The sequence below is a fragment of the Chitiniphilus shinanonensis DSM 23277 genome (genome assembly GCF_000374805.1).
Classification (GTDB): Bacteria; Pseudomonadota; Gammaproteobacteria; order Burkholderiales; family Chitinibacteraceae; genus Chitiniphilus; species Chitiniphilus shinanonensis.
The window spans coordinates 106,932-127,256 of the sequence record NZ_KB895341.1; the positions used below are offsets into that span (position 1 = coordinate 106,932).

Genomic DNA, 20,325 nt, shown 5'->3' on the forward strand with positions numbered 1-20,325 from the left:
GATTCCGCTCAGGCAGGATGATGCAGGTGGGGCCAGTTCGACATCGTTCCCGGTGGCGCCAGCAGCTGGTGGACGTGCTCGGCGAAGAACTGTTCGCTGTCGCCCGGGTTGAACAACAGCCAGTCGCTGAAATCGGCGATCTGCCGCTCCAGGAACGCATGGTGGGTCTGCGCCAGCCGCAGCTTGGGCACCACATCGTCCAGCGAACGCACCACCAGGCCGATGTTCTCGCGGCGCTCGAACTGGATGCCGCGCATGCCGGCCTCGTCCGCCGTGTTCGGCGCGAAGAACAGCGCGGGCCGGCCGAAGGTGAAGGCGTAAGTGAAGCCAGTGCCGGAAATGTCGGTCAACATCAGGTGGCTGCGGGCGTAGGTGTCGAAGTAGTTGCCGGAGCGATCCAGCGTGAAGCGTGGATGATCCTGGAAGCGCGCGACGATGCGCTCCACCACCGGCTTGTCCTGGTCGCGCCACGATTCCATATGCGGGCGGAACACCACCGCGATGCCGTCGTCCAGCATCGACGCGACCAACTGTTCGCCGTACTGGTTGAGGATGGAAAAGCCACGGTTGACGTAATAGGCGTGCGTCGGCGCGAACACCACCGTCAACACCTCCGGCGCGGTCAGGCCGGATTCGGCCAGCTGGCGCCGCTGGCCGTCGAGCTTGGGATAACCCACCGGCATCAGCGTCTTGTTCGACCAGCGCCGCTCGCGGCCCAACGCGGTGAACTCGTCGATATGGTGGCGCCCCGCGCAGGCAATCACGTCGTAGTGGTCGAACATTCCCTTGTCGTAGACCCCGTCCAGACTGGTCAGCGACACCAGGAAATGCACCCGCCGCGCCCGCTTCGGAAAATGCGCGGACTGGCCCACGAACGGCGTCAGGTAGAGATCGGCCTCCTGCGCGCCCACCGCCTCCAGCGGCACGTCGAATGCATAGTCGATGCCCGGGGATTTCGGTTGCGGAAATGACGCTTCGGGGAAGGCGTTGAACCAGCGCACCCGTGCGCCGCGCGCGGCCAGCAGCGCCGGAATCCGCCCCAGGTTCAACACGTGCGAGACGTGGTAGCAATAGCAGAGCACATCGAAGGACATCAGCGGGCGTCCTGTTCGGCAACGAGGTTGAGAAAGCTGGCGTAGTCGCGGATGTAATCGTCCGCGTCGTAGGCATGCGAGGCGAACACCAGCAGCACCGCATCCGGACTATAGGCGTACTGGCTGGCCCACGTCATCGCGGGCAGGTGCAGCCCCTTGCGCGGATGGTTGAGCACGAACTCCTGGCGCGTGTGGCCGTCGTCCGCCACCACGCGCAGGCTGCCGCGCACGCAGACCAGGAACTGCTCGCACACCTTGTGCGCGTGTTCGCCGCGCACGTCCTTGCTCGGCACGTCGAACACCATGAAATAGCGTTGGGGCTGGAACGGCACGTCGGCGGGAAAATGGCCGACGGTCAACGCACCGCGCAGATCCTCGAACACCGGCATTTCCAGGTAGCGCACGCCGCGCACCTGGCAGTTGCCATCGCCGACGGTCCGCGGCGCGCTCGCGGGGGAAGGCTTCTTCGTGTCCACCGGCGTGGTGGCATAGCCGACGATGCGCGCCGGGTTGCCGACCACGATGGCATAGGGTGGCACCGAGTGCGTGACCACCGCGCCGGCACCGATCATCGCGTGCTGCCCGATGGTCAGCCCGGGCAGGATGGTGGCGTTGGCGCCGATCGACGCGTGATGTTCGATGCGGGTCTGGGCAAACGCCTCCGGGTACTGCTTGCTGCGCGGGAAGCGGTCATTGGTGAAGGTGGCGTTCGGGCCGATGAACACATCGTCGCCGATGCGCAGGCCGTCCCACAGTTGCACGCCGCATTTGACCGTGACGCGGTCGCCCAGTACCACGTCGTTCTCGATGAACACCTGATCGCAGATATTGCAGTCGGCGCCGACGCGCGCTCCGGGCAGTACGTGGGCGAAGGCCCACACCCGGGTGCCGTCGCCGATCTGCGTGCTCTCGCACAAGCCGGAAGGGTGGACGTAGTAGTTCATGCCGCATGCTCCGCCGCTGCGGCCCGGCACGCCGCGATGACCTGATCGATCTCGGCATCGGACAACTCGGGAAAACACGGCAAGGTCAGGATGGTCTGCGCCGCGCGCTCGGTTTCCGGCAGCGACACGCCGGGCGCCGCCACGCTTTGCAGGTGATCGGGAATCGGATAGTGGATCTCGGTGGCGATGCCCGCCGCGGCCAGCGCGCTGCGCACCGCATCGCGCGCGGCGAGGCGCACCACGCACAGGTGGGCCACGTCGTCGTCGCCCGGCGGCAACGGCAGTTGCCAGCCCAGGTCGGCCAGGCCGGCTCGATAGCGCTGCACGATCGCGCGCCGCCGCGCGTTCCAGCCATCGAGGTGCGGCAGCTTGGCTCGCAACACCGCCGCCTGCAATTCGTCGAGCCGGCTGTTGCGCCCGCCCTCCAGGCCGACGTGGTACTTGCCGCGCCAGCCGTACTGTCGCAGGCTGCGCAGCCGTTCCAGCAGCTCGGCGTCGTTGCTCGCCACCGCGCCACCGTCGCCCAGGGCTCCCAGGTTCTTGGTCGGGTAGAAGCTGAACGCGGCCAGATCGCCCCAACTGCCGGCGCGGCGGCCGTCGCGCATCGCGCCGTGCGCCTGCGCGCAGTCTTCGATCAGCGCAATACCGCGGGCGCGGGCCCAGGCCAGCGCGCCTGCGGCATCGGCCATGCGGCCGTAGAGGTGGGTCAGCACCAGCGCGCGGGTGCGCGGCGTGACGGCCGCGTCGAGCAGGCGCAGGTCCAGTTGCATCGACTGCGGCTCGATATCCACATAGCGCGGCACGGCGCCGATCGCGCGGATGGCGGTGCTGGCGTACATCCCGGCATTGGCCACCGTCAGCACTTCGTCGCCGGGGCCGACCTCCAGTGTGCGCAGCGCCAGTTCCAGCGCGTCGGTGCCGTTGCCGACCGCCACGGTGCCTGCCACGCCGAGGTATTGCGCGAATTCGGCCTCGAACGCCTGGTTCTCCGGCCCGAGGATGTAGTAGCCGCGTTGCAGCACGCGGTCGATGGCGGCGCGCAATTCGGCGTCGAGCGCGCCGTTGTGCCGTCCCAGATCGTTAATCAGCAACATGATCGAAGTCCACCTCCGCGTAAGCGGCCAGATCGTCGGCCGAATCCACCTCGCCCCAGGGGCCCGCGACCGGCACCGTGCCGATACGCCAGCCCTGCGCCAGGCCGTGGCGCAGCAGCGAGGTCATGTCGAGCCTGTCCGCGGCGGCGCCCTGATCCGCCAACAGCGCCGCGACGCGCGCCCAGCTCGCCGGCGTGAACTTCAGCAGCCCCATGTACTGGCCCTCGATGGCCGCCACGCTGTCGCTGCGCGCGCCGATCTCGGCCAGCGTGCCGTCGGCATGGCGGCGGAAGGTCTCCGCGTCGGCCAGCGGATCGGCAAAGCGCTTCTGCCACACCTGGAGCCAGTCCGGGTCGTAGGAAATCGCCAGTTCCTCGTCGCACGCGGCCAGCCGGCGCACCGTCTCGGCGGAATAGAAGATGTCGCTGTAACTGACGATGCACGGGCCGGCGCGCAGCCAGTCGCCCGCCTCGGCCAGCGTGCGCACCATGTTGGTCTCGGCCCAGCGCGGGTTGTCGAAGTAATGCACCGGCTCGTCGAACTTGTCGGCGCAGTAACCGCGCACGACGGCGATGTCGGCAATGCCGGCACCGCGCAGCGCGGCCAGTTGCCAGTCGAGCAGGCGGCGGCCGTGCAGACGGGTGAAGCACTTGGGCTGTTCGGCGGTCAGCGCGCCCATGCGGCTGCCGCGTCCGGCGGCGAGGATGATGGCTCGGGTCATGTGGGATAGCTCAGTTGATCCAGCGGCACGTGCGGCGCCGCGGCGATGAAATGGGGGTTGCGCTGGCCGGGCGTGTTGTAGCGCATCGGTGTCAGGCCCGGCAGTGCGCGCAACAGGCAGCCCGCGGCCCGCAGCACGGCGTCGCCGGCGGCGACGTCCCATTCGCTGCTGCCGTTGAAGCGCGGGTACAGATCGACCTCGCCGGCGGCCAGCCGGCCGAACTTGAGCGCGGAGCCGATGGGCACGCTGCGCGCCACGCCGTTCAGGCGGGCGAAGGCGGCGGTCTGCGGCACATCGTGATGGCGGCTGCACGCCAGCGCGCGCTCGGGCGCCCAGCATCCCGGCAGGCCGGCACGCACGCCGTCGCGCGCCATCCAGGCCCGCTGCCCCAAAGCGCCGTAATACAACTCGTCGAGCGCCGGGGCGTACACCACGCCGGCGATGGCCACGCCGTCGTGGATCAGGCCGATGTTGACGGTGAACTCGTCGTTGCGGTCAAGGAAATCGCGGGTGCCGTCGAGCGGATCGACCAGCCAGAACGTCTGCCAATCGCGGCGTACCGCATAGTCGACCGGCGTCTCCTCGGAAATCACCGGCCACGGGAAACACGCCGCCAGCTCGGCCAGGATCACGCGGTTGGCGGCCAGGTCGGCCAGCGTCAGCGGCGAGCCGTCGCCCTTGGCCTCGACGCCGAAATCGGCGCCGGCGTAGATGTCGAGAATGGCCGCGCCGGCAAGGCGCGCGATGCGCACCAGCTCGGCTTCCAGTCGGGGATGGTCCAGGGCGATATCAGGCAAAGTGACGCTCGATCAGTTGGCGGTCGTGGGGAGCCAGCGCCGCTTCGCGCTCGGGGTGCCACATCACCGCCAGCACCGGCAGCTCGGTGTGGCGCAGCGCTTCGATGCTTCCGTCGGGCGCCTGCGCCAGCGCCCGCAGGCCCGGGGGCAGTTGGCGCACGCCCCAGTTGTGGTAGCTGTTGACCTCGAACGCGCCCAACTCGCCCGCCACCGGATGCCGGGTGGCGACGTGCCCTTCGATGCGTTCCAGCACGCCGCCGAAATGATCGACGATCGCTTGCAGGCCGTGGCAGATGCCGAGCACCGGCACGGTGTTGCCGCCGGCCAGGTCGAGCAGCGCGCGCTCGGTGGCGTCGCGCTCCGGCGTATCGCCGCCCTGCACCCGCAGATCGTTGCCGCCGGACAGCACCACGCCGGCCGGCATCACCGTCCACCACAGCGCGGCCAGGCTTTCGGGCCGGTTCGGCACCGGCACGGCCAGCAGGCCGCATTCGGCCAGGATGGCGACCAGCCGCTGGTCAAGCGCGTCGCGGCGTTCATTGCGATCGGGCCAGACGTCGATGCGCTGGCTGACCAGTACCGGCTTCAACTGAGCACCTCCACCCGGCGGTTGGCGCAATCGACGTTGAGCATCCGCGCGGCCGACCATTTGCCGTACAGCACTTCGCCGGCGCCGATCACCGCCGGCAGCCCCAGCTCGTTGGCGCGGATCGCCATATGCGAGTTGGCGCCACCGTAGGCGGTGATGAAGCCGGCGATATCGTGCGAGAACAGCCAGTCAAAGCCGGGATCGGCGCTGGGAATGGCGACAATGGCGCCCACCAGCCGCTCGCGGTCGCGGTACGACACCACCGGCGCCGTCACCTGCCGATGGGTGACGAAGTTGGGTTCGGTGGCCGGCATCTCGAACGAGAACGCGTCGTCCGGCGACGACAGCAACGGCGGCAGCACGATCTGGCAGCTTTCGGCATAACGCTGGCGGCCGCGCGCGATGCTCTCGCCGATCAGCGCCACCGGATCGACGCCCGCCGCGTACAGCTCGTGGACGCAATGGATGTCGGCATACGCCATGTCGTCCAGCGAGAAGCCGTGCTCGCGGCCCAGCTCGCGGAACAGCGACATCGCGTCCGACAGGTTGCGGCAGAACACGAACTTGGCGTATTCGCGCAGCTCGATGCCGGCTTGCAGGAAATCGAACAGCCCGACCACGTCGTGCGCCAGGCCATGCTCGGCCAGCAGCTTGCTGATGGCGCGCATCTGCGCCAGCGACAGCGCGAACGGCGCCGCCGGCGCGTGCTCGGCCACGGTGCGCTGCCAGTCGAAATAGAGATCGGGCGCCTCGTCGTAGCGCGGCGATAACAGGTCGTAGGTGCCGGGCCGCAGATGGCCGTACTTGGCAAGGAAGGTGGTGCGGTCGAGTTGGATCAGGTCGCGCGTCATCTGGCCGCTGACCGTATCCAGGCCGTTCATGAAGGCGTCGTAGGCGGCGCGGTCGAGCACACCGACCGCCACCAGCGAGCGCAGCATCTGCACCGCGATGAAGCCGGCGCGCGCCAGCCCGGCGAACGGCAACGTGCCATAGCGCTTGCAGTCCTCCAGCAGCCAGTAGATACGCGACACGCGATCCACGTCGGCCGCCAGGATCTCGTCGCGCCGCGCCGCCAGCACCGCCAGCTTGTCGCGGTCGGAGCGCCATAGCCCCGTGTCGTTGTCGACGATGCGGTTGGTCAGGTTGCGCAGGCTGTCGGCCAGGCGCTGCTGCTCGGCCGGGGTGAAACCGGCTTCGCTCAGCCTGGCCAGCCGCTCGGGCAGATCCAGCGTGTAGCAGGAGAAGACGATCTCGAACTCGACCTTGTCGTGCAGGTTGGGCGCGGCCAGCAGGCGGTCGACGTAGTAGTTGACCAGCTTGTCGGCCAGCGAGCCGTCGATGTCGCGCGGCACGAAGGAATTGAAGCTGACCCGCACGTCGATGTACGGCAGGCCATGGAAATGCAGCATCAACGGGAAGCTGCGCAGGTTGCGATAGCCGTAGTTGTGGCGCTGGTAGGCCCAGATGCTGTCAGTGACCAGCTCGCGGTACAACGACAGCGACAACGGCTTGGGGCGCACGCCGATGATCTCGGCGGGGTTCCAGTCCGGCATCACGCCATAGACGGTGCGCCGGCCATGCAGGAACGGATGCGGATGGCGCCCCTGTTCGATCTTGGCCGCGATGTGGCCCAGCATGTCGCGGTGCGCCGCGGTATCGACGCCGGCGTCGGGCACCAGCAGCGGGCGCACTTGCAGCAGCACCAGCCCGCCATCGGCGATGGCGAATTCCAGGTCGAGCGCGGCGGTGCCGAACAGCGTGCGCAGTTCCTCGATCAACGCCACCACGGCACCGAGCGGCGCCGGCTGCACCGGCGCCAGGTGGTGGATATAGCGGGTGCGCAGCTGGTTCGACCCCCCGGCGGTGACGCTGTCGGTGCGGGCGCTGGTGTCGTCGTAGTTGAGCACGTAGTACGGCGCGCCGGTGGCCGGGTCCTGGCCAAAGGCGACGCCGGCCAGCTCCACCCGCTCCAGCATCGGCTGGACGAACACCTCGTTGTGCGGATCGACCTCGCCGGTGGCGTCGGCCATCGATGAGATCACCGCGGTCACCGCATCGGCCACCGCCGCCGTCGGCACCCGCAGCACCGATTCGAAGCGGCCGGCCAGCGAGCCGCTAGCGCTGTCCTCGGCCAGGGCGCTACTGCGCACCGCCAGCAGCGGCCAGCCCAGCTCGCGGATACGCGCCCCCAGCCCCGCCGCATCCGCCCGCCATTGCGCCACGGTGAAGCGCAACTGCGGCAGCACCCGCGCACTGCGCAGCACCGGCTGCAATGACTCCAGCGTGCCTGCCTTGCTCTGGAACCGCATGGCGTCAGCCCTTCCTCAACCCTTCAGTTGCGCGGCCCACATATTGGTCACGTAGGGAATGGGGATGCGATCCACGCCCAGGCCGCGCACATAGGCGGCAATCGCCTCGACCACCTCGCCGAAGCGCGCGCCGACCTGGCGTTGCAGGGTGGCGTGCGAACGCCACGCCTCGATGCAATCCTCGACGCCCTGGTGGTGCAGCACGCTGCCCTGGATGCGATGCACTTCGCGGAACAGCCCGCTCTGCTCGATCACCTCGGTCTGGTCCTCGCGGCGGGTGCCATAACCGTAGCCGGGCACGAATTCGCGGATGATGGCCTCGATGCGCGCCTGGACCGGGTCGTCGAGGTCGCGGTGGTTCCACATGCAGGCAAACCAGCCACCCGGCACCAGGATGCGCTGGGTCTCGCGCAGCGCCGCCGGCCGGTCGGTCACGTTGAACGACGAACCGAAGGTGACCATCTTGTACACGTGGTCCGGCTGGCCGGTGGCTTCGCCGGTGCCTTCGAACCAGGCGACATTGGACAGATCGCGGGTGCGGACGATGCCGTTGCCGCGCATGGCATCGTTCGGCTCGACGGCCACCACCTCCAGGCCGCGCCTGGCCAGCATCAACGTCAGATGGGCCACACCGGCGCCCACGTCGCACACTTTGTCGCCCGGCTTCACGCCCGCCAGCCGCACCAGATCGTCGATGGCGCTTTCGGCGTAATCCGGCCGTTGCAGATAGGCGTCGGCGAGTTCGGTGTAATCCCATTCGGTTTTCAAGACGATTGCTCCTCTTCAGATTGGCGTGGCCGATGGTCGCCCAGCGACGACAGGATTTCCTCGGCGATTTGTTCCGGCGTGCGCCGGCCGTCATTCTCGATCAGCAGATGCGGATCGGTCGGCAATTCATAGGCGGGATTGAGCCCGACCACATCCTGGGATATGGCGGGATCGCTATAGAAGGCACGGCGTTCGAGCAGATGATCCACCGGCGCGACCACGTAGATTTCGCGATACCCGGGAATATGCTCGCGATTCCATTGGCGCACGCTGGCGAACATCGACACCGTCGCGCAGACCACGTCGGCGCCCTGGTCGGCCAGCATGCTGCACAGACGCGCATAGCACATCGCGAGATAACGGCGCTCCTCGACCGAATAGCCGTGCTGCCCGCCGAACACCTCGCGCAGGCGGTCGCCGTCGAGCAGGATCGCGCGGCATCCGGCATCCAGCAGCCGGCGATACAGTGCACCGCCCAGGGTGGTCTTGCCCGCGCCGGCAAGGCCGGTCACCCAGAATACGCGGCCGCCGCTCATCGCCGGCCCCCGCTCGCCCGCGCGCCATTTACCGGCCGATCCGCGGCCGGCGGTTTACCGGACCCATGCAAACCATGCATTTCGAATAACGCCTCGATTCCTTTCCGGATCTTTGCATCTTAAGGGAAGAAACGCGCGCCGTATCGGCGTCGTGAGGCCATGGGCCGTCCGGCCAGGGCGCCGGCATCGCCGGAGAAAAGATCGCCCCGATAAATCAGCAGCTTCCAAAAACCGGGCCGTTTCATTTGCGCAACGCCGCCAAACCGCCGCGCGGCACCAAGCGCATTGAAAGCATCAGCCGACAGGCCCCTTCATGTGGCGGAATGGGGCGCCGCTTCCGGGGCAACCATGCCGGCGGCACGGCCCGCGATTGAAAGGATTGGACTCGCAGCGGCATGCCGCTCGCGCCCGGGGGAGCGTCGAATCAAGACTCGTCGCCGAGCCTCAGCAGATAGGTATCCTGCGCTCGGGTGGCGCGAATGATTCGGCGACCGTATTCATTGACGGCCAGATAAAGGTCTATCGACCCCTTCTGCGCGACCTGAGCCTGCAGGACTTCCGGCACGTCGTAACCGATGGTGGAAACAGGCTGGTCCATCCCGTGCTGCTGGGGAGAAAGGCCCATGTACTCCCATGAGCTCAGCATGGAATGTCGAGCCCAATTGTCATTGGCGGGCAGGGCATTGCCGCGATCCACTGCGCGGCAGACGATGGAAATGAATCCACATTCCTTGCCCGGCACGAACAGCGCCGAATCGGAGGGGTGTCGGCTATAGAGGCAGTCGATGGGGGCAAAGTTGAAGTATCGGAGCATGTACTCCAGCAGCGGAATCGAGGGATACCAGAAAGTGTTCGGCTCGGTCTGAAGTTTGCCGGCCGTATTGAAGTGCATCACGTCTGACTGCTCGTTGACCACATTGGTCGATATCATGAACAGCCCATTCTTTTTGACCAACGGGCGAATGCAGGCCAAGGTGTGCATCGGCGAAAATACATGGTAAAGAACGCCGGAAAGATTGACGTAATCGAAGCTTCCTTCATTCGCCAACTTCTGATCGAGGTCGTACATCAGGCCAACTTCGCGGAAATCCCAGTTTGCGTTGTAAGCCTTTTTGAGCCAGTCCATCTTCTGAGTACAGTGAGGCACCGCATCGACCGCCAATACCCGATTCGCCCCCTTGCGATTCATTAATACAGGTATCACCCCTTCCATGGTGCCCAAGTCCAAGCAATCCTGTTTCTGCAAATGAGCCTGTCTCATCAGTATGCGCGGCATATAAGGAAAGTCGGGCGGATAGGCGCCTTGAACCACCATCCCGGGAGAGAGTTCCACGGTGTAGTACCACCAATCTTTGGCGGCCTGTTCCAATTCTTCATTGCTGAGCATCAGTAGGGACTCCTGTGCATTTCCGTGGATGTGGATGTTCAAGGGCGTTCGAAGCAAGCCACTGCTTGCGAGCCTGGGTCGGGGCCAGTGGCCAGTATCGGTCGGGCCAGCCTGCCGCTGCATTGGGATACGATGCCACGACTCAACCCTGCGAAGATTGAAGCGGCCAAGCGAAATGAGCATAGCAGCCGCAACGCGACAGTGACCAGATTCCGCGGATGTTTTACAGGTAAGGGTTTGATTCAAACCAAACAACCGCTGGCTAAAGCCAAGGGCTTGTTTTACCGCCCGCAGGGCCGGATACACATTGACCAAACGACGCGTCGTTCAGCCGCGCGCCATCCACGACACATCATCCGTATTCGGCATCAAAATCGCTGCGCCGGTTAGGATTTGGATCTTTTTTTCGCCATCCGCCCTCCCCTGTAGCGGCGAGGCATTGCCACAGCCAAAACCGACCGGCCAAATCCAGCGGCCTTAACTTGTGAGGAACAATTAAAAAGGGCGGGTTACCCCGCCCTGTCGCAATCAGCCGCCCCACTCACACCGCTTTACAAAAATCCTTGAGGTAGGCCGCGAATTCCGGGCCGACCTCATCGTGCTTCAGGCCATAGGCCAGCGTGGCCTTCAGATAACCCAGCTTGGAGCCGCAGTCGTAGCGCGTGCCCTTGAGGGTGTGCGCCAGCACGTGCTGTTCCTGCATCAGCGCGAAGATGCCGTCGGTGAGCTGGATCTCGCCACCCTTGCCCGGCTGCACGTTCTGCAGGTGATGGAAGATGCGCGGAGTGAGGATGTAGCGGCCGACCACCGCCAGGTTGGACGGTGCCTCGTCGGGCTTGGGCTTCTCGATGATGTTGCTGATCTTCAGGCGATTGTTGCCGCCTTCCTGCACCTCGACGATGCCGTAGGAGCCGGTGTCCTCGTGCGGCACTTCCTCCACCCCCAGCACCGAGCAATGGGTGTCGCCGAACACCTCGACCATGCGCTTCATCTCGGAGGTGCCGTTGCCGTCGATCAGGTCGTCGGCCAGGATCACCGCGAACGGCTCGTCGCCCACCACCGGCTCGGCGCACAGCACCGCGTGGCCCAGGCCCAGCGCCTCGGGCTGACGGATGTAGATGCAGCTCACCGACTTGGGGATGATCGATTGCAGGATGTCGAGCAGCTTGCGCTTGCCCTTGGCGGCCAGTTCGCTTTCCAGCTCGTACGCCTTGTCGAAGTGGTCCTCGATGCTGCGCTTGTTGCGGCCGGTGATGAACACCATCTCGGTGATGCCGGCCTCCAGGGCCTCTTCCACCGCGTACTGGATCAGCGGCTTGTCCACCACCGACATCATTTCCTTCGGGCTGGCCTTGGTGGCGGGCAGGAAGCGCGTGCCCATGCCGGCCACCGGAAAGACTGCCTTGCGAACCTTCTGCATCGTGAATTCCCCTCTGAAATCGGAAGCGGTCAGCAAACCCAGGCGCAGCGCAGCGCCCAGCACCTGATCGGCGTGGCGCTGGGGCAGATCGTCCGGCCACTGCGACACCGCCGAGCGCCCCAGCCCGAGGGCGGCGGCCAGGCGGCTTTGCGTGCCGAACAACTGGATGGCTTCGAGTTTGCGCATGCGGCCATGTTCATTAAATTGAACATCGTCGTCAATCGCCGTTTGAAAATTCCTGACGTTCAGAAAATTAAACAATCCTGATATGGCAGGCCCGTTGCGGGGTGCGCCGGGCCGGGTTGCAGATCTTCCAAGACGGGCGGTCACCCACGGCCCCTGGCCGGGCCCGGGTGATTACGCGGCGCAAGCAGCCGTTACGCACGGAAACTCCTGCCAAGGTCAGGGTTTGCCGGTAGTCAAGGCAATGCGAAATGGCGCGGCCGGGGGGATGGCCCGATTCGGCGGGCGCCGTAGCATGCAGCCGTTTCGCCTTCGGGCGCCCGCTTTGCCAACTTCCAGGAATCACCCCCATGTCCGCTTCGTCGTCCCCGTTCGCCAACCCCGCGCCGCTCGGCCTGATGGGTTTCGGCATGACCACCATCCTGCTCAACATCCACAACGCCGGCTTCTACCCGGTGAGCGCGATGATCATGAGCATGGGCCTTTTCTACGGCGGTCTGGCGCAGATCTTCGTCGGGGTGATGTGCTTCAAGCGCGGCGATACCTTCGGCACCACCGCGTTCATGTCCTACGGCCTGTTCTGGCTGACGCTGGTGGGCCTGTGGCTGCTGCCGGCGCTGAAGCTCACCGCGCCCACCGAGCCGGGCTTCATGGGCATGTACCTGGCGCTGTGGGGCGTGTTCACCCTGTTCATGTTCTTCGGCAGCCTGCGCTACTGCCGCGCCAAGCAGTTCGTGTTCGGCAGCCTGACCGTGCTGTTCGCGCTGCTGGCCGCGCATAACTTCGCAGGCAGCGAGCTGGTGGGCGTGATCGCCGGCTACGTCGGCATCGTCTGCGGCGCCAGCGCCATCTACTGGGCGATGGCGCAGGTGCTGAACGAAACCTACGGCCGCGCCGTACTGCCGGTGGGCGAACTGCGCCCCGCCTGATCCGCATCCGCCCCGGTTTCGGCCGGGGGGATGGAAAGAAACCCCACACCTTGAACCACAGAGGACGGTGAGAGCACAGAGATACACGGAGGAAACCAAAGCGGGAGGGTAAACCTTCTGGCGCTTTGCCTTTCTCTGTGTGCCTTCGTGTTCTCGCCGTCCTCTGTGGTTCAAGGTTCAGGGTTCAGCCCTACCCCGCCAGCAACTTCCTCAACCCCTCCTCGTCCAGCACCGGCACGCCCAGTTCCTCGGCCTTGGTCAGCTTGCTGCCGGCCGCTTCGCCGGCGACGACGTAGTGGGTCTTCTTCGACACGCTGCCCGATACCTTGCCGCCGGCCGCCTCGATCAGCGCGCCGGCTTCGTCACGGCTCAGCGTGGGCAAGGTGCCGGTGAGCACCAGCGTCTTGCCCGCCAGGATGCCTTCGCTGGCCGCCTGGGCCGGCAGCGCGGCGTGCAGTTCGCGGCACAGCGCGTCCAGTTCGAGCAGGCGCTGCCGTTGCACCGGCTGTGCCAGCCAGTCGCGCAGCGCGGCGACCACGTCGGCGGGCAGGCCCGCCAGCAGCGCGTCGTCGGCGTCGGCCAGCGCCGCCAGTGTGGGCAGCGCGTCGGACAACTGGCGGCTGCGCACGGGGGTGAGGCGGGCGACGCCCAGCGCGCCCAGCAGCTCGGCCGACGGCTTCGATCCGCCGGCGAACAGCTTGTCGCGCAGCTTGGCGCTGGGCGCGTGCTCGTCGGCGATGGCGATGCCGTGGGCCAGCAACTGGTCGATCACCTGTTCGTTCTTCGGTTCGGCGAAGAACTCGGCGATGGCCTCGGCCACGGTGCCGCCGACATCGGGCAGCACCCGCAGCAGCGCCGCCGGCGCACGGCGCACCACCGCCAGGCTGCCCAGCCAGTCGGCCAGCGTCTTGGCGGTGGATTCGCCCACGTGGCGGATGCCCAGCGCGAACAGGAAGCGCGCCAGCGGCGGTCGCTTGCTGGCGGCGATGCCCGCGATCAGGTTCTCCGCCCATTTGGTCGGTATCTTGCCGGCCTGCACGGTCTCCGGCGTCACGCCGTCGCGCTCGTCGGCGCGGCGCTTCATCTCCAGGAAATCGTCCAGCGTCAGCGCGTACAGGTCGGCCACCGAGTGCACGTAGTCCAGCTCGACCAGGTTGTCGATGTAGCGCTCGCCCAGACCGTCGATGTCCATCATGCGGCGCCCGGCGAAGTGGCGGATCGCCTCCTTGCGCTGGGCCGAGCAGATCAGCCCGCCGGAGCAGCGCGTCACCGCCTCGCCCTCCTCGCGCACCACGTGCGAGCCACACACCGGGCACTGCGCCGGCAGGCGGTACGGCGGGTGCAACGGTTGCTGCGCGGCGTCGAACAGGTCGCCGCCGGGCACGGCCTGCATCGGCCGGCGCTCCAGCACCACGCCGACCACTTCGGGGATCACGTCGCCGGCGCGGCGCACGATCACGGTATCGCCGATGCGCACGTCCTTGCGCTCGACTTCGTCCTGGTTGTGCAAGGTGGCGTTGGTCACGGTCACGCCGCCGACGAACACCGGCTGCAGGCGCGCCACCGGCGTCAGCGCGCCGGTGCGTCCCACCTGCACGTCGATGGCCTCGACCACGGTCAGCGCCTCTTGCGCCGGATACTTGTGCGCCACCGCCCAGCGCGGCTCGCGGGTGCGAAAGCCCAGCTCGCGCTGCAATGCCAGCGAGTTCACCTTGTAGACCACGCCGTCGATGTCGAACGGCAGCGCGTTGCGCCGCTCGCCCATCCCGGCGTGGAACCGCGCCAGCGCCTCGCCGCCCTGCGCCACGGTGCGCTCGGCGCACACCGGCAGGCCGAACGCCTTCAGCGCGTCGAGCACGCCGCTGTGCGTGGCGGGCATGGCCGGCCAGTCGCGCACTTCGCCCAGGCCGTAGGCGAAGAACGACAGCGGCCGGCTGGCGGTGATGGCGGGGTCGAGCTGGCGCAGGCTGCCGGCGGCGGCGTTGCGCGGGTTGACGAAGGTCTTGCCGCCGGCCGCGAGCTGGCGCTCGTTCATCTTTTCGAAATCGGCGCGCCGCATGTAGACCTCGCCGCGCACCTCCAGCACTGCCGGCGGCTCGCCGTCCAGCCGCAGCGGGATCTGCCGCACGGTGCGGATGTTCTGGGTGACATCCTCGCCGGTGGCGCCGTCGCCGCGGGTAGCGGCCTGCACCAGCACACCGGCCTCGTAGCGCAGGCTGATCGCCAGCCCGTCGAACTTCAGTTCGGCGGCGTATTCCACCGGCGCGTCGGCGGCGTCCAGGCCCAGCTCGCGGCGCACGCTGGCGTCGAAGGCCAGCGCGCCCTGGTCGGTGACGTCGGTCTCGGTGCGGATCGACAGCATCGGCACCACGTGGGTCACCGACGGGAACTGCGGCAGTGGCGCGCCGCCGACCCGGCGGGTGGGCGAATCGGGCGTGCGCAGTTGGGGGTGCTGCGTCTCCAGCGCCTCCAGCTCGCGGTAGAGCCGGTCGTACTCGGCGTCGGGCACGGTGGGCGCATCCAGCACGTAGTACTCGTGGCCGTACTGATGCAAAAGGCGGCGCAGTTGCGCCGCCCGTTCTATGGCTTCGTTCATGGTATTCATCCAACGGGGTCCGGCCCGCCACGCGGGCCGGGAAAAACAGAGCTACGCAAACAATCGCAATGCCGACACCGAGCCCGGCGCGATGCCGCGATCGTCCATCGTGGCATACAGCCGCGCCAGTTGCCGGCGGATGTTGTCCAGGCTGGCGGCGGCTAGCGGCCGGCCGTTGTCGTCGACCAGCGAACCGCCCAGGCTGCCGGCCAGTTGCTGCGCGAAATCGGACAGGTAATCGAACACCGCCAGGCCGCCGGCCACGCGCGGTACGTCGAACAGCAGCGTCAATCCGTCCGAGGTCGGCCCCAGGCCGGCCTGATCCTGGTTCGACACCGCGAACAGCGTCTTGCCCGACTCGCTCTTGTAGACGAAGGTGCCGTCGGCGGCGCGGCTCAGGCCGGCGTTCTCGGCCAGCAGGCGCACCCGCTCCAGCGGGAACGGCCGGCCGGAGGAAGCGATGTTCAACCCGATCAGCACGTCGACCGACGCGCAGAATTCGTCCAGATCGCGCGCGGCCGCTAGCTTGGCGGCGCGCTGCGGAAAGGTGGCCACCGCGTCGTGCGCGTCGGCGAATTGCTGCACCGCCATGCAGAAGGCGTTCAACTGCTCGCCGGTCAGCGCGCCCTGGCGATCCGCCAGTTGCAGGGCGACGCGCAGTTCGCTGTAGCTGGCGTTGCTGCCGCCGCCCACCTGCTCCCAGTGATCGTGCTCGGTCAGGCCGATGGCCTGCACCCGCTTGGGCGCGGGAAAGCGCGGCACGTCGCCGGCGGGGATGTTGTCGCGGGCGTGCACTTCGGCGATAAAGTCGAGCGCGGGGTCGAGCAGGCTTTCCGCCAGCGCGTCGCGGTCGTCCTCGTCGCGCGGGCGCGGGGCCGGCGGCGCGGCCGGCACGGGTTCGGCGGCGAATTGCGGGGTCAGCTGCGGTTCGATCGGTTCGGGCGGGACGATGGTCGCGCCGGGGGTGGCGGGCGGCTCGAAGCGGGTGGGTTCGTCGAGCGCCGGCTCGAAGCGCTCGCCGCCGCGCACCATGTTCTTGGGGGTGTCCATCAGCACGTCGGGCTGGTTGCGGGCGAAGGCGCGCTGGGTGTTCTTGCGGTAGCGGTATTCCTGCCACCAGTTGAAGAGGTAGACGGCGCCGACGATGGCTCCGGCCACGATCAACGATCCAAGCTGCAAATCAGTCATGTTCTCTGGCTCTGGCCGCGGCTGGAACGGCCTCTTTCGTTCGGTATGGGGTGCATTCAATCACAAGCGCAGCTTGCTTCAAAGCTTTGGTTTTCAGCCGGTAGCCGTCAGGCCGGGCGCGTGGCGGAACGTTCCCCGCCAGCGTGCGATTGTGCCACGCGGCGACGGCCTCCGCCGCGCCGCTCGCGCGCTCAGACGGTGGCCGGTTCGCGCATCGACAGCGCCTGCTCGATATCCACCGCCACCACCCGCGACACGCCCTGCTCCTGCATGGTGACGCCGACCAGCTGGCTGGCCATTTCCATGGTCAGGCGGTTGTGGCTGATGTAGAGGAACTGGGTGCGCTCGGCCATCTTCTTCACCAGGCTGCAGAAACGCAGGGTGTTGGCGTCGTCCAGCGGCGCGTCCACTTCGTCCAGCAGGCAGAACGGCGCGGGGTTGAGGCGGAACAGCGAGAACACCAGGCTCAGCGCGGTCAGCGCTTTTTCGCCGCCCGACAGCAGGTGGATGGTGCTGTTCTTCTTGCCCGGCGGCTGCGCCATGATGGTCAGCCCGGCGTCGAGGATCTCCTCGCCGGTCAGCACCAGTTCGGCGTGGCCGCCGCCGAACAGCGTGGGGAACAACTCCTGGAGGTTGCCGTTGACCGTGTCGTAGGTCTCTTGCAGCAGCGCCCGCGTTTCGCGGTCGATGCGGCGGATGGCGTTCTCCAGCGTGTCGATGGCCTCGGCCAGGTCGGCCGACTGCGCGTCGAGGTACTGCTTGCGTTCGCGAGCGGCGTTCAGTTCCTCCAGCGCCGCCAGGTTCACCGCGCCCAGGCCGTTCAGCGCCTGCCCCAGCCGGCCGATCTCGGCGGTCAGGGCGTTGACCTTCAGGCCGGTGCCCAGCTTTTCGCGCAAGGCGGTCTCGTCGGCCCCGGCCTCGGCCAGTTCCTGGGCGAAGCGTTCGGCGGCGAGGCGTGCTTCCTGTTCCTTCAACCGCAACGCGTTCACCGCTTCGCGCGCCGGTTCCAGCCCGATCTCGATCCGCTGCTTGTCACCTTCGCGCTCGCGCACCTGGTTGGTCAGGCCGTTGAGCCGGTCGCGGGTGGCGGCCAGCGCGCGTTCCTTTTCGGCGCGCGCGTTCACCGCGTCCTGGAAGCCGACGTCGAACTGGCCTTCGTCGACGCTCTCCAGCTCCAGCGTCAGTGTCTCGCCGCGCTCCAACAGGCGTTGCCGCTGTTCGTCCAGGTCGCCGCCGCGCCGCGCCAGTTCGGCCAGTTTCTGTTCGGCGGTCTGCACCGCGAAGCGGGTTTCCTGGGCCTGGCGTTCGGCCTGCCGCAGGCGGCTGCGTTGCAACTCGCACGCCGATTCGGCTTCGGCACGGGCCAGGCGCGCGTTGTCGAGCGCATCCTCCAGCGGTGCCAGTTCATCCTCGGCCTGCAGCCGGCGTTCTTCGCATTCCAGGCTGGCGACGGTTTCGTCCTCCAGCTGGATTTCCAGTTGCGCCAGTTCGTCGGCCAGTTGCTGGTGGCGGCGCGCGGCCTGCTGACTGGCTTCGTCGCGCCGCGCCAGTTCGCGTTCGCGCTGCGCCAGCGCCTGCTGGGCCTGCTGCAATTGCTGGCGCTGCGTGCGCAGGCCGGTGTCGGCATCGGCCTGCGCCTGGGTGGCCTGCGCCAGCGCTCGCTCGGCGTCGGCCAGTGCCGGGCGCAACTCGTCCAGTCGCGCGCGGATGCGCTCCAGCTCGACGCGACGCGCCACCATGCCGGCCAGATGACCGTCGGCGGCGCGGTAGACCACGCCGGCCCGCCCGACCAGGTGCCCGTCGCGCGTCGCCAGCCGCTGCCCCGGCGCCAGCGTGGCGCAGCGGGCCAGCGCGTCGTCCAGCGTGTCGGCGCATTCGATGCCGGCCAGCCAGTCGTCCAGCGCGCTGTCGGCGATGGCGTCGTCGCTGCTCACCCTGGCGCGCAGGCCGCTGCGCGCGCCGGCCACCGCGGCGGGCCAGGCCAGCACCAGCGCGGCGGGCGCGGCCGAGCGCGGGGCGTGCGGCGCCAGCCGCGCCTGCAGGCGCGCACCCAACGCGGCTTCCAGCGCGGTTTCCCAACCGGGCTCGACGCGCAGCACGTCGAGCAGTGCCGTGGCGTCGCTCAATCCCTGCTCGGCCAGCCACGGCGCCAGCTCGCCCGGATCGCCGGCTTCGGTCAGTTCGCTGAGCGCCGCTTCGCGCGCAGCCAGGGTCGCCAGTTCCAGCGACAGTGCCTCGCGCGCGGCGCGCGCCTGCTGCTGGTCGGTCCGGGCCTGCTCCAGCCGCGCTTCGCCCTCGGCCAGCGCCAGCGCGCCCTCCTCCTGCGCCAGCGCGGCGGCATCGCGCGCTTCGGCCAGCGCGTCGCGCTCGGCGTCGTGGGCCGGCGCCAGTTGGGCGCGCTCGTTCAGCAGGCGCTGCTGGCGTTCGCGCAACTGGGCGACGGTGCGTTCCAGGTGTTGTGCCTGTTGCCGCGACAGCTGCACGGTGTTGCGCGCGGCGGCCAGTCGCTCGCGCAGGCGGTTGAATTCGTCGTCCGCCGCCTTGAGCACGCCTTCCAGCTCGGGCAGGCGTTCGTTCTCGGCATCCAGCGCCAGCGCGCTTTCCTCGGCGGCGTAGCGCGCTTCTTCCTGGCGGGTGCGCCAGATGTCCAGCTCGTCGCCGGCGACACGATCCTGGGCGTCCAGCCGGCCCAGTTCAGCGCGGGTTTCGTCGAGCTGCTGGGTCAGCCGCTCGCGGGTCTGCTTGAGGTGCAGCAGTTGTTGTTCCAGCCGCGCCACGGCGGCGTTGGCGTCGTACAGCTCGCCCTGCGCCTGGTGCACGGCGTCGCTGGCGGCGAAGTGGTCCTCGCGCAGTTGCTCCAGCGCCGCCTCCAGTGCGCGCAGTTCGGCCAGTTGCGCTTCCAGCGCGTTCTGCGCGGCGTCGATGTCGCGTCGCGCGGCCTCGACTTCGCGGGCGGCGTCGAGCTTGCGCTGCAAGGCCAGCAGGTTCTGCTTTTCGGTGATGGCGTCCTTCAGCCGGTTGTATTCGGCGGCGACCTCGGCCTGGGTTTCCAGCTTGGCGATCTGGCGCGCCAGTTCCTGCACCAGATCCTCGACGCGGTCCAGGTTGTCGCGGGTGTCGGCCAGCCGGCCTTCGGTCTCGCGGCGGCGTTCCTTGTACTTGGACACACCGGCCGCTTCCTCCAGGAAGTGGCGCAGCTCCTCGGGCTTGGCCTCGATGATGCGGCTGATCATGCCCTGCTCGATGATGGCGTAGCCGCCCTTGCCGACGCCGGTGCCGAGGAACAGGTCGGTGATGTCGCGCCGTCGCACCTGCAGGTTGTTGATGTAGTAGCTGGATTCGCCTTGGCGCGTGAGCACGCGCTTGATGCTGATCTCGGCGTACTGGCTCCACTGCCCGGCGGCAAGGCCGGCGGCGTTGTCGAACACCAGTTCCACCGAGGCGCGGCTTACCGGCTTGCGCGCGCCGGAGCCGTTGAAGATCACGTCCTGCATCGATTCGCCGCGCAACTGCTTGGCGGACGATTCGCCCAGCACCCAGCGCACGGCGTCGATCACGTTCGATTTGCCGCAGCCGTTGGGGCCGCAGATCGCGACCAGCTGGCCGGGCACGTGCACGGTGGTCGGATCGACGAACGATTTGAAGCCGGCGAGTTTGAGGTGGGTGAGGCGCACTGGATCGGGGGAGGACGGCAGGTGCGCCGATTGTAGCGGCGTCGACGCCACAGGGCACGCGGGCTGTCCGGCGCAGACGATAAAAGGGACACGCGA

15 protein-coding genes are annotated in these 20,325 nt (G+C 67.8%); 1 reads left to right on the plus strand and 14 read right to left on the minus strand.

Translation table 11 applies throughout. The annotated features are described in order from the left end of the window. Positions 1-8: 8 nt before the first annotated feature. The 11 genes from C556_RS23415 to galU form a co-directional block, all read right to left on the minus strand. Entirely contained in the window at positions 9-1,094 is a 1,086-nt protein-coding gene (locus tag C556_RS23415; RefSeq protein WP_018748002.1) for a hypothetical protein, read from the minus strand. Then, positions 1,094-2,038, minus strand: a complete 945-nt coding sequence (locus tag C556_RS24075) for a WxcM-like domain-containing protein (RefSeq protein ID WP_018748003.1) — start codon at positions 2,036-2,038, stop codon at positions 1,094-1,096. Before C556_RS24075 ends, C556_RS23415 begins: the two co-directional genes overlap by 1 nt. Continuing rightward, entirely contained in the window at positions 2,035-3,132 is a 1,098-nt protein-coding gene (locus tag C556_RS0109450) for a DegT/DnrJ/EryC1/StrS family aminotransferase (protein WP_018748004.1), read from the minus strand. Before C556_RS0109450 ends, C556_RS24075 begins: the two co-directional genes overlap by 4 nt. Then, positions 3,119-3,853, minus strand: a complete 735-nt coding sequence (locus C556_RS0109455; RefSeq protein WP_018748005.1) for a phosphocholine cytidylyltransferase family protein — start codon at positions 3,851-3,853, stop codon at positions 3,119-3,121. The genes C556_RS0109450 and C556_RS0109455 overlap by 14 nt, the downstream gene beginning before the upstream one ends. After that, complete coding sequence (locus C556_RS0109460; RefSeq protein ID WP_018748006.1) at positions 3,850-4,650, minus strand: 3'(2'),5'-bisphosphate nucleotidase CysQ family protein; 801 nt, start codon at positions 4,648-4,650, stop codon at positions 3,850-3,852. Before C556_RS0109460 ends, C556_RS0109455 begins: the two co-directional genes overlap by 4 nt. Next, positions 4,643-5,239, minus strand: a complete 597-nt coding sequence (locus C556_RS0109465) for a gamma-glutamyl-gamma-aminobutyrate hydrolase family protein (protein WP_018748007.1) — start codon at positions 5,237-5,239, stop codon at positions 4,643-4,645. Before C556_RS0109465 ends, C556_RS0109460 begins: the two co-directional genes overlap by 8 nt. After that, positions 5,236-7,548: a PEP/pyruvate-binding domain-containing protein gene (locus C556_RS0109470; RefSeq protein ID WP_018748008.1), complete on the minus strand. Its 2,313-nt coding sequence runs from the start codon at positions 7,546-7,548 to the stop codon at positions 5,236-5,238. The genes C556_RS0109465 and C556_RS0109470 overlap by 4 nt, the downstream gene beginning before the upstream one ends. A gap of 15 nt (positions 7,549-7,563) precedes the next feature. Beyond that, positions 7,564-8,316, minus strand: coding sequence for a class I SAM-dependent methyltransferase (locus C556_RS0109475; RefSeq protein ID WP_018748009.1), 753 nt, complete (start codon positions 8,314-8,316; stop codon positions 7,564-7,566). Continuing rightward, the gene (locus C556_RS19950; protein WP_018748010.1) at positions 8,313-8,852 is read right to left on the minus strand and encodes an adenylyl-sulfate kinase; all 540 of its coding nucleotides are present in this window, start codon (positions 8,850-8,852) and stop codon (positions 8,313-8,315) included. Before C556_RS19950 ends, C556_RS0109475 begins: the two co-directional genes overlap by 4 nt. Positions 8,853-9,276: 424 nt before the next feature. Beyond that, entirely contained in the window at positions 9,277-10,239 is a 963-nt protein-coding gene (locus C556_RS0109485; protein WP_018748011.1) for a class I SAM-dependent methyltransferase, read from the minus strand. Between the two features lie 541 nt (positions 10,240-10,780). Beyond that, positions 10,781-11,845, minus strand: a complete 1,065-nt coding sequence (gene galU, locus C556_RS0109490) for a UTP--glucose-1-phosphate uridylyltransferase GalU (RefSeq protein WP_018748012.1) — start codon at positions 11,843-11,845, stop codon at positions 10,781-10,783. Between the two features lie 347 nt (positions 11,846-12,192). Here galU and C556_RS0109495 point away from each other — a divergent pair, with 347 nt between their 5' ends. Further along, complete coding sequence (locus C556_RS0109495) at positions 12,193-12,771, plus strand: acetate uptake transporter (RefSeq protein WP_018748013.1); 579 nt, start codon at positions 12,193-12,195, stop codon at positions 12,769-12,771. Positions 12,772-12,961: 190 nt separating this feature from the next. On the opposite strand, the gene ligA is transcribed toward C556_RS0109495, so the two are convergent. The 3 genes from ligA to smc form a co-directional block, all read right to left on the minus strand. Next, entirely contained in the window at positions 12,962-15,367 is a 2,406-nt protein-coding gene (gene ligA / locus C556_RS0109500) for an NAD-dependent DNA ligase LigA (RefSeq protein WP_018748014.1), read from the minus strand. Positions 15,368-15,418: 51 nt separating this feature from the next. After that, the gene (locus tag C556_RS0109505; protein WP_026262960.1) at positions 15,419-16,555 is read right to left on the minus strand and encodes a cell division protein ZipA C-terminal FtsZ-binding domain-containing protein; all 1,137 of its coding nucleotides are present in this window, start codon (positions 16,553-16,555) and stop codon (positions 15,419-15,421) included. Between the two features lie 191 nt (positions 16,556-16,746). Next, complete coding sequence (smc, locus tag C556_RS0109510; RefSeq protein WP_018748016.1) at positions 16,747-20,229, minus strand: chromosome segregation protein SMC; 3,483 nt, start codon at positions 20,227-20,229, stop codon at positions 16,747-16,749. Positions 20,230-20,325 lie beyond the last annotated feature (96 nt).

Bases quoted from the DNA above. Each gene is read 5' to 3' on its own strand.
- C556_RS0109455 (WP_018748005.1), bottom strand. From the start codon at position 3,853: ATGACCCGAGCCATCATCCTCGCCGCCGGACGCGGCAGCCGCATGGGC.
- ligA (WP_018748014.1), bottom strand. From the start codon at position 15,367: ATGAACGAAGCCATAGAACGGGCGGCGCAACTGCGCCGCCTTTTGCAT.
- C556_RS24075 (WP_018748003.1), bottom strand. From the start codon at position 2,038: ATGAACTACTACGTCCACCCTTCCGGCTTGTGCGAGAGCACGCAGATC.
- C556_RS0109485 (WP_018748011.1), bottom strand. From the start codon at position 10,239: ATGCTCAGCAATGAAGAATTGGAACAGGCCGCCAAAGATTGGTGGTAC.
- C556_RS0109450 (WP_018748004.1), bottom strand. From the start codon at position 3,132: ATGTTGCTGATTAACGATCTGGGACGGCACAACGGCGCGCTCGACGCC.
- C556_RS23415 (WP_018748002.1), bottom strand. From the start codon at position 1,094: ATGTCCTTCGATGTGCTCTGCTATTGCTACCACGTCTCGCACGTGTTG.
- C556_RS19950 (WP_018748010.1), bottom strand. From the start codon at position 8,852: ATGAGCGGCGGCCGCGTATTCTGGGTGACCGGCCTTGCCGGCGCGGGC.
- galU (WP_018748012.1), bottom strand. From the start codon at position 11,845: ATGCGCAAACTCGAAGCCATCCAGTTGTTCGGCACGCAAAGCCGCCTG.
- C556_RS0109495 (WP_018748013.1), top strand. From the start codon at position 12,193: ATGTCCGCTTCGTCGTCCCCGTTCGCCAACCCCGCGCCGCTCGGCCTG.
- C556_RS0109470 (WP_018748008.1), bottom strand. From the start codon at position 7,548: ATGCGGTTCCAGAGCAAGGCAGGCACGCTGGAGTCATTGCAGCCGGTG.
- C556_RS0109505 (WP_026262960.1), bottom strand. From the start codon at position 16,555: ATGACTGATTTGCAGCTTGGATCGTTGATCGTGGCCGGAGCCATCGTC.